At 38.2% G+C, this 12,422-nt stretch carries 14 protein-coding genes; 6 read left to right on the top strand and 8 right to left on the bottom strand.

The window, feature by feature from the left end:
- Positions 1-32: 32 nt before the first annotated feature.
- Both V6W77_RS08945 and V6W77_RS08940 read right to left on the bottom strand, forming a co-directional pair.
- On the bottom strand, positions 33-1,589 hold the full coding sequence (locus V6W77_RS08945; RefSeq protein ID WP_334254431.1) for a diflavin oxidoreductase: 1,557 nt from the start codon (positions 1,587-1,589) through the stop codon (positions 33-35).
- Between the two features lie 80 nt (positions 1,590-1,669).
- Positions 1,670-2,101 carry a PAS domain-containing protein gene (locus V6W77_RS08940; RefSeq protein WP_334235487.1) on the bottom strand — a complete coding sequence of 144 codons (432 nt, stop codon included), beginning with the start codon at positions 2,099-2,101 and terminating at the stop codon, positions 1,670-1,672.
- A gap of 306 nt (positions 2,102-2,407) precedes the next feature.
- On the opposite strand from V6W77_RS08940, the gene V6W77_RS08935 reads away from it, so the two are divergent.
- Positions 2,408-3,592, top strand: a complete 1,185-nt coding sequence (locus V6W77_RS08935; RefSeq protein ID WP_025235089.1) for an ATP-grasp domain-containing protein — start codon at positions 2,408-2,410, stop codon at positions 3,590-3,592.
- Between the two features lie 10 nt (positions 3,593-3,602).
- On the top strand, positions 3,603-4,355 hold the full coding sequence (locus tag V6W77_RS08930) for an esterase family protein (protein WP_334229526.1): 753 nt from the start codon (positions 3,603-3,605) through the stop codon (positions 4,353-4,355).
- Positions 4,356-4,430: 75 nt separating this feature from the next.
- Here V6W77_RS08930 and V6W77_RS08925 read toward each other — a convergent pair whose 3' ends face one another.
- The 6 genes from V6W77_RS08925 to fkpA all read right to left on the bottom strand — a co-directional run bounded on the left by V6W77_RS08925 (position 4,431) and on the right by fkpA (position 7,962).
- The gene (locus V6W77_RS08925; protein ID WP_334254430.1) at positions 4,431-5,378 is read right to left on the bottom strand and encodes a hypothetical protein; all 948 of its coding nucleotides are present in this window, start codon (positions 5,376-5,378) and stop codon (positions 4,431-4,433) included.
- A gap of 63 nt (positions 5,379-5,441) precedes the next feature.
- The gene (gene tusB, locus V6W77_RS08920; RefSeq protein ID WP_025235085.1) at positions 5,442-5,714 is read right to left on the bottom strand and encodes a sulfurtransferase complex subunit TusB; all 273 of its coding nucleotides are present in this window, start codon (positions 5,712-5,714) and stop codon (positions 5,442-5,444) included.
- Positions 5,715-5,722: 8 nt separating this feature from the next.
- Complete coding sequence (gene tusC / locus V6W77_RS08915; protein WP_334254429.1) at positions 5,723-6,094, bottom strand: sulfurtransferase complex subunit TusC; 372 nt, start codon at positions 6,092-6,094, stop codon at positions 5,723-5,725.
- Position 6,095: 1 nt separating this feature from the next.
- The gene (tusD, locus tag V6W77_RS08910; protein WP_334254428.1) at positions 6,096-6,473 is read right to left on the bottom strand and encodes a sulfurtransferase complex subunit TusD; all 378 of its coding nucleotides are present in this window, start codon (positions 6,471-6,473) and stop codon (positions 6,096-6,098) included.
- Positions 6,473-7,141 (bottom strand): helix-turn-helix transcriptional regulator, encoded by a 669-nt coding sequence (locus V6W77_RS08905; RefSeq protein WP_025235082.1) that lies wholly within the window; start codon positions 7,139-7,141, stop codon positions 6,473-6,475. Before V6W77_RS08905 ends, tusD begins: the two co-directional genes overlap by 1 nt.
- A gap of 95 nt (positions 7,142-7,236) precedes the next feature.
- The gene (fkpA, locus tag V6W77_RS08900; protein WP_025235081.1) at positions 7,237-7,962 is read right to left on the bottom strand and encodes an FKBP-type peptidyl-prolyl cis-trans isomerase; all 726 of its coding nucleotides are present in this window, start codon (positions 7,960-7,962) and stop codon (positions 7,237-7,239) included.
- Positions 7,963-8,048: 86 nt separating this feature from the next.
- Between fkpA and V6W77_RS08895 the strand changes: the two genes are divergently transcribed.
- From V6W77_RS08895 to V6W77_RS08880, 4 genes are all read left to right on the top strand, one after another.
- Positions 8,049-8,270: a SlyX family protein gene (locus V6W77_RS08895; protein WP_025235080.1), complete on the top strand. Its 222-nt coding sequence runs from the start codon at positions 8,049-8,051 to the stop codon at positions 8,268-8,270.
- Positions 8,271-8,323: 53 nt separating this feature from the next.
- Positions 8,324-9,016: a 5'-methylthioadenosine/S-adenosylhomocysteine nucleosidase gene (gene mtnN, locus V6W77_RS08890; RefSeq protein WP_025235079.1), complete on the top strand. Its 693-nt coding sequence runs from the start codon at positions 8,324-8,326 to the stop codon at positions 9,014-9,016.
- A 133-nt stretch (positions 9,017-9,149) separates the two neighbouring features.
- A complete protein-coding gene (rimO, locus tag V6W77_RS08885) occupies positions 9,150-10,484 on the top strand; it encodes a 30S ribosomal protein S12 methylthiotransferase RimO (protein ID WP_334254427.1) in 1,335 nt (444 codons plus the stop codon).
- Positions 10,485-10,494: 10 nt separating this feature from the next.
- Positions 10,495-12,360 (top strand): UDP-glucose:protein N-beta-glucosyltransferase, encoded by a 1,866-nt coding sequence (locus V6W77_RS08880; RefSeq protein ID WP_334254426.1) that lies wholly within the window; start codon positions 10,495-10,497, stop codon positions 12,358-12,360.
- Positions 12,361-12,422: the final 62 nt, after the last annotated feature.

Genomic DNA, 12,422 nt, shown 5'->3' with positions numbered 1-12,422 from the left:
TTTGTGCCTTTTTCATTGAAGAGTTTTAAAGATTAATATACATCTCGCATTAAACGCCCTTCTGCCACAAGCTGTGCAATGATATTATTAAAATCATCCACATAAGGCTGATCGCCGATTTCTTCCGCAATTTTAATGATTTCCGCATCAATAGCTTTGCTCATTGCCTTACTTCCACAAATGTAGAAATAAGCCCCTTGTTGAATCAATTTCCAAACGAGTTCGGCTTGGTTAGCTAAAGCGTTTTGCACATAAAACTTCTCCGCCTGATCGCGTGAGAATGCAGTAAATAGTTGCGTTAATGTGCCGTTGGCGAGATAGTTTTCCAATTCTGCTTGATAGAGAAAATCTTTCGAACGATAACGCTCCCCAAAAAATAGGTAGCTTTCCACATTTTGATATTGGCTTTCTAACGCTTGTAAAAAGGCAATATGCGGTGCAATACCTGTACCGGAACCAATCATTACTACAGGAGCATTTAAATGTTCAGGTAAACGGAAGTTTGGATTTGCTTTTGCAAAAATTGAAACAAATTCACCCGCTTGTAATTTGGCTAGATAGTCGCTCGCTGTGCCTTGGTAAGCTCTGCCGTTTAAATCATAATAGACGTGTCGAACGCATAAATCCACGTAATCAGAGTGCGTTTTACCACAAGAGCTAATTGAATAAGCACGAGCGGATAAGTTGGATAACATCGGCTCTAAATCCGCTAATGTAACGGTTTTGTTCGGGTCAAAATCTTGTAGCACATCTAATAAATCTCGTCCGTATAAATATTGTTCTAGTGCTTTTTTGTTGGAAATTTTCGTTAAGTCTTTTAACGCTTGGCTGCCACAAATTTTTTGAATATCACGCAGCACATTTTTACTTAATAAGCGTAATTCTTTATTGCGTAGTACATCAAGAGCCTGTGTATCATCAAACCACTCAGCATATTGGTTTAACAGCTGTTCAGGCTGGTTTACTTTGATATAAATTAAATCCCCTGCTTGATAGAAAATACCGCTATCCTTAAGCGATAATCGAAGATGATAAACAGGCGGATTTGAATTGGCTAAATGCTTAATTTCTAGCACTTCTGCTTGATAAGTAGCATCCTCTCCATACACTTGAACTGAAAGTTGATGGGTTAGCGGAGCTTCATTAGGCTGAGTTAAAACCTGCTGCACAAGTGGCAACCACTGTTTAAAGATTTCTTGATAATTTAGGTCTGCATCTACCCTTTCAATCACGGCTTGGACTTGTTTTGCCTGCAATAAGCAGTCTAATTGTTTGCTATAGCCACAGAATTTATCGTAAGTAATATCACCCAGTCCGAAAATGGCATATTTCACATTACAAGCGGTCAAATTTTCCAATTTTTCTGCAAATTCATCGGCATTTTCAGGTGGTTCGCCATCACCAAATGAACTGGTTAAAACCAGCAATAAGCTATTTGGGTTGAAAGTGGTTAAATCCGTTTCATTAAGGGTGGAAAGGCTCATTGAGTAGTGATTTAAAAAAGGTTGTTGGGCTAACTGTTGGGCAAGTTTCTCTGCGTTGCCAGACTCTGAACCATAAGCGATGTGAATATGGGTAATGAGAGACATAAAAACTCCTCGAAAACTAAAAGGAATAAAAAATTGCGTGCAAAAGAGAGCTTCTTTTACACGCAATCCTAGCTTTTTAATTATTCGCCGTAGAAGTCATCAAAGATTTCTTTTGATAATTCAACTGCTTCAAAGTTTGTCATTAAATCGTTAATTACACGGCGAACGCTGATGTAACCTGTGATATTGCCTGCTTCATCAAACATTGGCTGAACGGTGGTATCAACCACATAAACTACACCACCTTTACCGCAGTTTGGTACGATACCCGTCCAAATTTTACCTGCTTGAATGGTATCCCACATATTTTTATAAACTTCTTTCGGCACTGCTGGGTGGCGAACGATATTGTGAGGTTGTCCGATTAGCTCTTCGCGAGAAAAACCTGTTAAACGACAGAAAAGATCGTTAGCATAAGTAATCACACCTTGTAAATCGGTGGTTGAAATTACTAAGGTATCTTGTACTGCTTTTAAGATAGCTTCATTTGAAGGAACAATTTGTTCAGCCATTTTAAATCTCCCATTAGATAGATTGATGTTGTAATTTACCAGTATCAGCACTGATGAATACAATTAGCATAATAGATAGCCATTGTGATGTAAATTAGAAATAGTGCGAGTTTGTGAAAAATATCCTAGTAAATTAATAAGGTTACTTTTTTGTTAAATATCAATTCCAAAATCATTAAACACACGTTATTTAAAAGTTTATTTTTTGTTGCAAAGTTATTTGTTTGAATATATTTTGCAATTTAATTAATTTAGCCTACAATCACTTTATTGAATTAATAATATGCAAACTCAAAAGGAAAACTTATGTCCAGACCACTCAATTTTGTGATGATTTCCCCACACTTTCCTACGAACTTTGAAACTTTTGCCGTTCGTTTGCGTGAAGCGGGTTTTAATACCTTAGGTATTGCCGATGCACCTTATGAATCGCTCAGCGAAAACCTTCGTAATTCTTTAACGGAATATTATCGTGTTGATAATATGGAAGATTATGAACAGGTTTACCGTGCAGTTGCCTATTTTGCTCACAAATATGGGCGGATTGATCGCATTGAATCGCACAATGAGTATTGGTTGGAATTGGATGCCAAATTGCGTACCGACTTTAACGTGTTTGGTTATAAAACTGACGATATGTTGGCAATTAAAACCAAAGCCCAAATGAAAGAAGTTTTCCGTAAAACAGGCTTAAAAGTGGCAAAAGGTCGAGTGTTCAAAAATGATGAAGATGCTCGCAAATTAGCGAAAGAATTAAAATTCCCGGTGATCATCAAGCCAAACTCAGGCGTCGGAGCAAGCGATACTTATAAAATTAAATCTGCTGAAGAATTAGAAGCCTTCTTTGGTTATAAAACGCCAACCGTTGAATACATTATGGAAGAGTTTATTGATGGCGATATTATTACCTTTGACGGTTTAACCGACCACCAAGGCAATATTGTGTTCTACTCCAGCCTGGAATATTCTGAAGCGGTATTAGATACCGTATCTAAAGATAGTGATATGTATTACTACGTGCCACGCGAAATTTCACCAAAATTAGTTGAAATGGGCAAAAAATGTGTGGACGCTTTTAACGTCAAAGAACGCTTTTTCCACTTTGAATTTTTCCGTGTGAAAGGCAGTAAAAAAGACGAAATATTGCCACTTGAAATTAATTGCCGTCCACCGGGTGGTTTAACCATTGATATGTGGAACTACGCCAACGATTTTGATGTATTCCGTGAATTTGCAAATATTGTGAAAGAAAACAAATTCTACTCAGATATTCAACACCCTTGGAATGTGGTTTATATTTCTCGCAAAGCAAATCAAAACTATGTAAATTCAATTGAAGCCGTATGTGAGAAGTTTGCAGGCAATATTATTAGCGTGCAAACTGTACCGGGCGTATTTGCCAAAGTAATGGGCGAGAAAGGCATTTTAGCTCGCACTGAAACAATGGAACAAATGCGTGAAATCGCACAATTCGCACAAGCTAAACAATAAGAGGTGAACTATGCATTTTGAAAAAAGAAGCCACTGGAGTGGCGAATTAGGGCGTGAGATGTCATTCAACGTTTACGGACACGCAGGCAAACCCGTTATTGTTTTTCCGTCATCAGGCGGTAATGAAAATGAATATGGCAATTTTGGTATGATTGATGCGTGCCGTTCGTTTATCGAAAGAGGTTTGATCAAATTCTATACGCCGGACTCTTATGATGCAGAATCTTGGTTATCTAAGCATAAATCAGGACACGATATGGCATTGGCTCACAATGCTTACGACCGCTACATTATTCACGAACTTGTGCCGTTAATACGCCACGAATCGCAATGGAATGGCACAATGATGGCGACAGGTTGCAGTATGGGGGCATTCCATACGGTGAATTTTGCCCTACGCCACCCTGATTTATTTGATGTTGCTATTGCGTTAAGCGGTGTTTACGATGCACGTTTCTTCACAGGTGAATTTTATGGTGATCAAGCGGTCTATTTTAACTCGCCGATTGATTATGTATGGGGACAAAACGATGATTGGTTCTTAGATCGTTATCGTCAAAACCATTATGTTATTGCCGTTGGACAAGGTGCTTGGGAAGAACAACACGTTGAAGATACCCGTCGCCTACAAGAAGCCTTTAAGGCAAAGGGTATTGAGGCTTGGTTTGATTATTGGGGTTTTGATATCGACCACGACTGGCCGACTTGGCGTAAACAGATGCCTTATTTCTTAAATAAATTAGAAAGACAAGGGATTATTTAATTAGATTAAATAGACAAGCGGTTGATTTTGTAAAAAATTTTGCAAAATCAACCGCTTGTAATTTATAGATAGAAATTAGAAAATCGCTTCTAAACGTACAAATGTGTGAACAAAGTGCTTACGATCTTTATCTTTATCGTTGTAGAAACTAATTTCCGGTTGGATAAAGAGCCAATTACGCCAAATTGGTTGGCGGTAAGTTACAAATGGTCCCCAATAATTAAATCTTGCGAAATCCTTATCCATTCGCCCTCCCATACCAATACCATAGCTGATATGCGTAAGCGGTTTGAAGTTATGCTGACGATATAAACTGTTTCCCCAGCTTCTTTCTTCATCTAAATCATTACGATACTCAAAATGAGTATGGTTCATAATGAAGGTTGTATCCGTTTCATTATATTTATTTTCAAAGTTTGTGCGTAAATAGTGCTTACTCTCTGAACCATAACGATAGATTTGTTCTAAACGAGTAGTAAATTGGTCGGTAATTTTCCAATCTTTACTGACACGGACACGCCCGAAAATATCGCTACCGGAACGAACACCAACGTCAAAATCGGTTTCAATCCCTAATGCTTTAATACCATCAGACCAACGTAAACCGATAGAAGCGTTAGAATCTCTTGCTTCGCGGGAATTATAACGTTTGTTAGCCTTAATATCTTTGTATAATTTTCCAACGTGGTTTTTATCGGTTAATTCATTATCAAGCTCGTCATCACCAAATACCACATTTAGATGTTTTTTTAATACGGGCAATTTGATTTTACCGCGAACACGAGGCTTAACGGTAAATTTGTCATATTTATCCCAGCGGCTGTCTAGCATAACACGCAAAGAAGCCGTACCGGGCTTGTCTGGGTCAGCTTCACCTAACCAATCGTTAATATTATTCGCCCAACGGTCCAATGTATTACTGGCTTTGCTATGTTGCTTATCAACCCAATTTGGATCATTTGGTTGTGCCACAGCAAAAACAGGGGTAAGTGCAAGTAAAGAAACAAGGTATTTTGTTCTCATAATAACTCCTCCTTTTAAAGTAGTTCCCATCATAATTCAATTTATTTGCCATTACAAAGAAAATTACAATGCTGTTTGAGGAAAATAACGTTCAGTTAATTTCACACATTCTGCTAATGAAATGGTGCGAAATTCAGAGAGAGTTTGTTGTAATCCTCTTGCGATAACATCTTGTTCTAAGAGATAACAACGGGGCAAATTTGCAAAAAATTGTGGATTTTTGACCGCTTGTAACACGCCATCTTGCCATAAAATGACGGCATCATTGTCATTCAAATGATGTAACAGACTAAGCATTTCATCATCATATTGTGCTTTGGAAAGGGTATAAAGCATTGTATTCCTTAAAAAGTCATCACTTTTTCAGCTTGATTGAGTAACATCATTATTTCCGCTTGCGTTTTACATTGAACATTTGGCAATATCCAATGTGCATTCTCCAATCTACGCACATTCACGCTCTCTTGGCAGACAAAACATTCTCTTAAATCATAAAGATCTAACAATTTAAACGTAGAGATATGATCTTTTTGCAGAATTTGTTCCGGCTGTTGATTTGAAATTAAATTGAACACGCCATCATTGATAAAGCAAATAGCGAGCTCTTGCTCATCACAAAATGCACTTGCCGCAAGTAAAGCATCTAGCCCTTCACGGCTAACTGATGAGCCAAAAGGAGGCTGGGTAAAAAGAAAGGCAATTTTATATTTTTTCATTTTAAAACGTGAGAAGTCTGTCCGCTTTTAATACAGCCTGGCTGAATTCACCAAGCCCTGCGAGGGTAAAACCTTGTGCTAAATTGGTAGTGGCGGAAGAGGAAGTTTGCTCGTCCACAATACCTCTACGCTGAGCGGCGGCGATGCACAAATGCAGTTGCAAGCGGTGTAATTCGGCTAATTTTTGCCATTTTTCGATTAAATTGATTTCATCACTTGCAGGATTAACCAATGCATTGGCATTGCTTACGCCTTCTTGAAAAAAGAATACTTGGCGAATATTGTGCTTGGCTTGCAATAATTCTTCTGCCACTTGGTAGGCTAAATACGCCCCTTGCGAGCCATACACGGGAGATTTTATCGCTAATACATAGTCCATTAATCACTCTCCCCTTTCTCCGGTTGCTTGATTTGGCGAATGTAGAGATAAACCGTATGGCGGGAAATATCCAGCTTCTCAGCTACTTGGTTAATCGCATCTTTAATATCAAAAATGCCTTTTTCAAACAGAGAAATCACGATTTGGCGATTTTTATTATTGTTAGAAATCGTTCGATCTGCCATCACATCATCAATCGTGGTTTGAATGGTTTGAGCCACTAAATCTTCCACCGAGCTGGCAAAGGTAACATCTGCCGCTTCGTCTTGCGGAGCAATAAAGGAGCTGAGGAATTGCGAAGTCGGCACTTCTAAATTGATATTAATGCACAACAGTCCGATAACGTGTTGCTTGCCGTTACGAATAGCCACCGTGATAGATTTCATCAACACGCCGCCTTTTGCTTTGGTGAAATAAGGCTTAGACACGCTATCCGTTGCCATATGATGTAGCGATTTCAACGCACGGTCAGTAATCGGCGAGCCAATTTTACGATTGGTATTGTGTCCGTTTGCAATATAAATCGCGGAATGTTCAAGAAACTCTAAAGAATGGAGAACAATTTCACAATGCTCGCCGATAAGGGCGGCAATGCCATCTACAATGGGGAAGTAAGAAGCAAGAATTGCGTGATCTTCATCAGAAAAAGGCGTGAATTTTTTGGTCATAATATAAATTACAAGCGGTTAGTTTTATCACATTTTTTGCAAATCTTATAATAAATCTAACCGCTTGTGTAGCTTCAATGAGAATTGAATATCAATTATTTCTTAGCATCTGCCGCTTTGAAATCTAATAATTCAATTTCAAATTTTAAGGTTGAATTGGCTGGAATTTTACCTGCTGCACGTTCACCATAGCCTAATTTCGGTGGAACAACAATTTCCATTTTACCGCCTTTTTTCAACATTGGGATTGCTTCAATCCACGCCGGAATAAGTTGGTTTAATTGGAATTCAATCGGCTCACCACGATCGTATGAGCTATCAAACACCGTACCGTCTGTTAAAGTACCTTTATAATGAACTTTAACCGTATCTTGCGGTTTTGGAGATTCGCCTTCACCTGCTTTTTCAATTTTGTATAACAAGCCCGAAGAGGTTTCTTTCACGCCGGCTTGTTTTTTGTAATCTGCACGGAATTTATCGCCTGCTGAAACAGTGGCTTTCGTTTTTTCTTCGTTAATTTTAGCTTCTTTCGCTGACAAATAAGCATCTAAAGATTTTAACTGTTTTTGTAAATCTTCATCAGTTAATTTACCTGTTTTCTTCAGTGTGTCTTGCACACCCGCTAAAATTTTATCCTGATTATAAGTAAAAATCTCTTTTTGTGATTCGATCACACCATTGATATTTTTACCCATTAATACACCAACCGCATAAGATGATTCATCAACAAATTTTGGATCAGCTTTTTCTTCAGCCATTGCATTTGTTGCAAAAAATGCCCCTGCAAGAACGGCAGCTACGGATAACTTCATTTTTAACATAATTTTTCCTTATAAAAATAACTGTTAAGAAGACTTTAGATAGGGTAAAGTGTAATTTCATTTCACACAACCTTTTTTTCACTAAAATGGATAATAATTGTACATTATCGGCAAGAATTACCGAATTGGAGACGAAAGTTGCCTTTCAAGAGTTGATTATTGAGGAGTTAAATCAATCATTAATCGAGCAACAATTTGCGATAGATAAGCTACAAACTCAAATTCGCCATATTGCTGAAAAATTAAAAGGGGCTCAAGTAAGCCAAGTGGCTTCACGTTCTGAAGAAACACCCCCACCTCACTATTAATGCTGTTAAAATAGCATTTTTTAATTAAATAGAATTGTAGAGAAAGCAAAATAATGAAAATTGGTATTATTGGTGCAATGGCACAAGAAGTTGAAATTTTACGCAACTTAATGGTTGAACCGAAAATCACGGAATTAGCAGGCTGTAAAATTTTTGAAGGAAAAATTAACAATACGCGTATTGCGTTATTACAATCAGGCATTGGTAAAGTATCGGCTGCCATCGGTACAACATTACTTATTCAGCTCACGCAACCTGATATGATTATTAACACGGGTTCTGCTGGTGGCTTAGACTCAAACTTAAATGTGGGCGATATTCTCATTTCAACCGAAGTACGCCATCACGATGTTGATGTAACCGCTTTCGGCTATGAAATCGGGCAACTTCCTGCAAATCCAGCCGCATTTGAGCCAAACGAACAATTAGTCGAACTCGCCCAAAAAGAAGCGAAAAAAGCAGGTTTTAATGTGGTTTCAGGCTTAATTTGTAGTGGCGATGCCTTTATCAATGGCAAAGAAAAAATTAACGAAATCCGCCAAAACTTCCCCAATGTTGTGGCAGTAGAAATGGAAGCGGCGGCGATTGCTCAAGTTTGTAATGGTTTTGGCGTGCCGTTCGTGATTGTGAGAGCAGTTTCTGATGTGGCAGATAAAGAGTCTCATCTATCATTTGAAGAATTTTTACCTTTAGCGGCTGAGAAATCATCTGCTATTGTATTAGCAATGCTGAATGATATTGACTAACTATTTGCAAAACTTTATCAAAAAATGACCGCTTGTTATCGCTATTTGCGGCAATTTTTTGTAAAATCTCGCTAGTTTTTTGCCTACAAGACAAAAGTTGTAGGCATTTTCTTTTTTAATTGTTGAGAGTTATATGAGTGCTACCCCGAATATTGGTTTTATCAGCTTAGGCTGCCCTAAAAATTTAGTTGATTCCGAACGTATTTTAACCGAGCTGCGTGCTGATGGTTATAACATTATTCCAAGCTATGAAGATGCCGATTTAGTGATTGTAAACACCTGCGGATTTATTGATTCTGCGGTGCAAGAATCATTGGAAAGCATTGGCGAAGCCTTAGAAGCAAACGGAAAAGTGATCGTTACAGGTTGCTTAGGTGCAAAAGAGAACCAAATTCGTGAAGTTCACCCGAAAGTATTGGAGATCACAGGTCCGCACAGTTATGAAGCGGTGATGAATCACGTTCACAAATATGTGCCGAAACCGGAATTTAACCCTTACACTAGCCTCGTACCAAAACAAGGCGTAAAACTCACACCAAAGCATTACGCTTACTTAAAAATTTCAGAAGGCTGTGATCATCGTTGTACATTCTGCATCATTCCATCAATGCGTGGCGATTTGGCAAGCCGCCCTATCGTACAAGTATTAGATGAAGCAAAACGCTTGGTGGACGCTGGTGTAAAAGAGTTATTAATTGTCTCTCAAGACACCTCTGCTTACTCATTAGATCGCAAAAAAGAAGAAGCCACTAAAACCGTTTTCTGGAACGGTATGCCGATTAAAAGTAACTTAATCACACTTTGTGAGCAATTAGGTTCAATGGGCGTTTGGGTGCGTTTGCATTATGTGTATCCGTATCCGCACGTCGATGATTTAATTCCACTAATGGCAGCAGGCAAAATTCTGCCGTATTTGGATATTCCACTTCAGCACGCCAGCCCGAAAATTTTAAAAGCGATGAAACGCCCCGGCTCGATTGAAAGAACCCTTGAGCGTATCAAAAAATGGCGTGAAATCTGCCCTGAATTAACGCTACGTTCCACTTTTATTGTCGGTTTCCCGGGCGAAACGGAGGAAGATTTCCAACTATTACTCGATTTCTTAAAAGAAGCCCAACTTGACCGTGTTGGTTGCTTTAAATTCAGCCCTGTTGAAGGTGCAGTTGCAACCGATATGCCGGATCAAGTGCCGGAAGAGGTAAAAGAAGAACGCTTCCACCGCTTTATGCAGTTACAACAAGAGATTTCCGCTGCACGCTTACAAGCTAAAATCGGTAAAACCTTACCTGTAATCATTGATGAAATTGATGAAGAAGGTATTATCGGGCGTTCAATGGCTGATGCACCGGAAATTGACGGTGTCGTGTATGTTGATAATATTGAAAATAAAGACGTGAGTGTCGGTCAAGTTATTTCAGTAACCATTACCAATGCAGATGAGTACGATCTGTGGGGAACGTTGAACTAAGGACAAAATTATGTCAGAAGAAAAACAGCCGAGTGTCATTCGCTTCGAACAAGCGGTGGCTAACAAAGATTATGATTTAGCTTGTGCTGAACTATTATCTATTCTCAACAAGTTAGATAGTCATTTTGGGAATATTTACGATATTGAATTTGATGCACCTCATCAATTAGATGAGTTAGAGCCAGATAGAACAATTTATTTTTGTACTCGTATGGCAGTAGCCATTACGCAATTATTCCAAGACCCTGAATTAGAAATATCGGAATCTGATGCAATTAGCTTTCTAACTGCACAACGTTGGATTGCACTTATTTTTGCAAGTTCTCCGTATATCAATGCAGATCATATATTGCGTACTTATAATCAAAATAAGACTTCCACTAATCCAAATGCAGTAGATTTAGAAGCAACTATACAAGCCTTAACCAAATTCTGTATTTTATATTTACCAGAATCGAATATTCTGTTGAATCTAGATGCTGCCTGGAATGCTTCTAAGGAACTTACAGCTTCACTGTGTTTTGCATTACAATCACCTCGTTTTATTGGAACACCTGTTGCATTCACAAAACGTGCTGCTATTTTACAATGGTTTCCTGAAAAATTAGCCCAATTTGAGAACTTAGATCAACTGCCTAATGCAATTTCTCACGATGTATATATGCACTGCAGTTATGATGTTAAAAACAATAAACATAATATCAAACGAGCATTAAACAGTGTTATCCGTCGCCACTTACTGGCTGCCGGCTGGGAAGATAGGGAAATTAGAACTCTTGGCTATAAGAGTGGAAAACCTATTATGGTAGTATTAATTGAGAATTTTACTTCCTCACATTCTATTTACCGTACACATTCGACTTCTTTAATTGCAGCTCGTGATCATTTTCATATAATTGGTTTAGGGGGAAATTCCATAGATGAAGCAGGCAAATCTGTTTTTGATGAATTTTACACCTATCCACAAGGTGGCACTTTATTCGACAGATTGCTCTTGCTAAAAGAAATTTGTGATAAATATAATCCAGCGGTTTTTTATATGCCTAGTATTGGTATGGACTTAACAACTATCTTTGCAAGTAATACCCGCTTAGCTCCAATCCAAGCAATTGCATTAGGTCATCCGGCAACCACGCATTCAGATTTTATAGAATATGTGATTGTGGAAGATGATTATGTCGGCTCTGAAGAATGCTTTAGTGAACAATTACTACGTTTACCAAAAGATGCTTTGCCTTATGTACCTTCAGCATTAACTCCAAAAGAGATAACCTATAACCTACGTGAAAAGCCTGAAGTAGTTAATATTGGTATTGCTTCAACAACGATGAAATTAAACCCATATTTCTTACAAGCACTAAGGGCTATTCGTGATAACGCAAAAGTGAAAGTCCATTTCCATTTCGCATTAGGACAATCGACAGGTATTACACACCCATATGTAGAGCGTTTTATCAAAAGTTATTTAGGTAATGATGCAACCGCCTACCCACATCAGCCATACGCTCAATATCTAAATATCCTAAAAAACTGCGATATGATGCTAAACCCATTCCCATTCGGGAATACTAATGGCATTATTGATATGGTAACCCTAGGTTTAGTCGGCATTTGTAAAACTGGGGATGAAGTTCACGAACATATTGATGAAGGATTATTTAAACGTCTTGGATTACCTGAGTGGCTTATTACTCAAACCGCAGATGAATATGTTGCTCAAGCAATTCGTTTAGCGGAAAATCACGAAGAACGTTTAGCTCTCAGACGGGATATTATTGAGAATAATAAACTGCAAACCTTATTCTCTGGCGATCCAAGCCCAATGGGGAAAATATTCTTAGCCAAAGTAAATGAATGGCTGGAAACCCAACATTAAATTACCGATAAAGTTAAAGCCTAAGTAATCATTAATTACTTAGGCTTTTTGCAAAAAATTTA

This window comes from Mannheimia indoligenes (genome assembly GCF_036880405.1).
In the GTDB taxonomy this organism is placed as follows: Bacteria; Pseudomonadota; Gammaproteobacteria; order Enterobacterales; family Pasteurellaceae; genus Mannheimia; species Mannheimia indoligenes.
This window is presented reverse-complemented; position numbering and strand designations above follow the sequence as displayed.

Excerpts from the sequence above, each read along its gene's own strand:
- V6W77_RS08945 (WP_334254431.1), bottom strand. The coding sequence starts at position 1,589 with ATGTCTCTCATTACCCATATTCACATCGCTTATGGTTCAGAGTCTGGC.
- V6W77_RS08940 (WP_334235487.1), bottom strand. The coding sequence starts at position 2,101 with ATGGCTGAACAAATTGTTCCTTCAAATGAAGCTATCTTAAAAGCAGTA.
- V6W77_RS08935 (WP_025235089.1), top strand. The coding sequence starts at position 2,408 with ATGTCCAGACCACTCAATTTTGTGATGATTTCCCCACACTTTCCTACG.
- V6W77_RS08930 (WP_334229526.1), top strand. The coding sequence starts at position 3,603 with ATGCATTTTGAAAAAAGAAGCCACTGGAGTGGCGAATTAGGGCGTGAG.
- V6W77_RS08925 (WP_334254430.1), bottom strand. The coding sequence starts at position 5,378 with ATGAGAACAAAATACCTTGTTTCTTTACTTGCACTTACCCCTGTTTTT.
- tusB (WP_025235085.1), bottom strand. The coding sequence starts at position 5,714 with ATGCTTTATACCCTTTCCAAAGCACAATATGATGATGAAATGCTTAGT.
- tusC (WP_334254429.1), bottom strand. The coding sequence starts at position 6,094 with ATGAAAAAATATAAAATTGCCTTTCTTTTTACCCAGCCTCCTTTTGGC.
- tusD (WP_334254428.1), bottom strand. The coding sequence starts at position 6,473 with ATGGACTATGTATTAGCGATAAAATCTCCCGTGTATGGCTCGCAAGGG.
- V6W77_RS08905 (WP_025235082.1), bottom strand. The coding sequence starts at position 7,141 with ATGACCAAAAAATTCACGCCTTTTTCTGATGAAGATCACGCAATTCTT.
- fkpA (WP_025235081.1), bottom strand. The coding sequence starts at position 7,962 with ATGTTAAAAATGAAGTTATCCGTAGCTGCCGTTCTTGCAGGGGCATTT.
- V6W77_RS08895 (WP_025235080.1), top strand. The coding sequence starts at position 8,049 with ATGGATAATAATTGTACATTATCGGCAAGAATTACCGAATTGGAGACG.
- mtnN (WP_025235079.1), top strand. The coding sequence starts at position 8,324 with ATGAAAATTGGTATTATTGGTGCAATGGCACAAGAAGTTGAAATTTTA.
- rimO (WP_334254427.1), top strand. The coding sequence starts at position 9,150 with ATGAGTGCTACCCCGAATATTGGTTTTATCAGCTTAGGCTGCCCTAAA.
- V6W77_RS08880 (WP_334254426.1), top strand. The coding sequence starts at position 10,495 with ATGTCAGAAGAAAAACAGCCGAGTGTCATTCGCTTCGAACAAGCGGTG.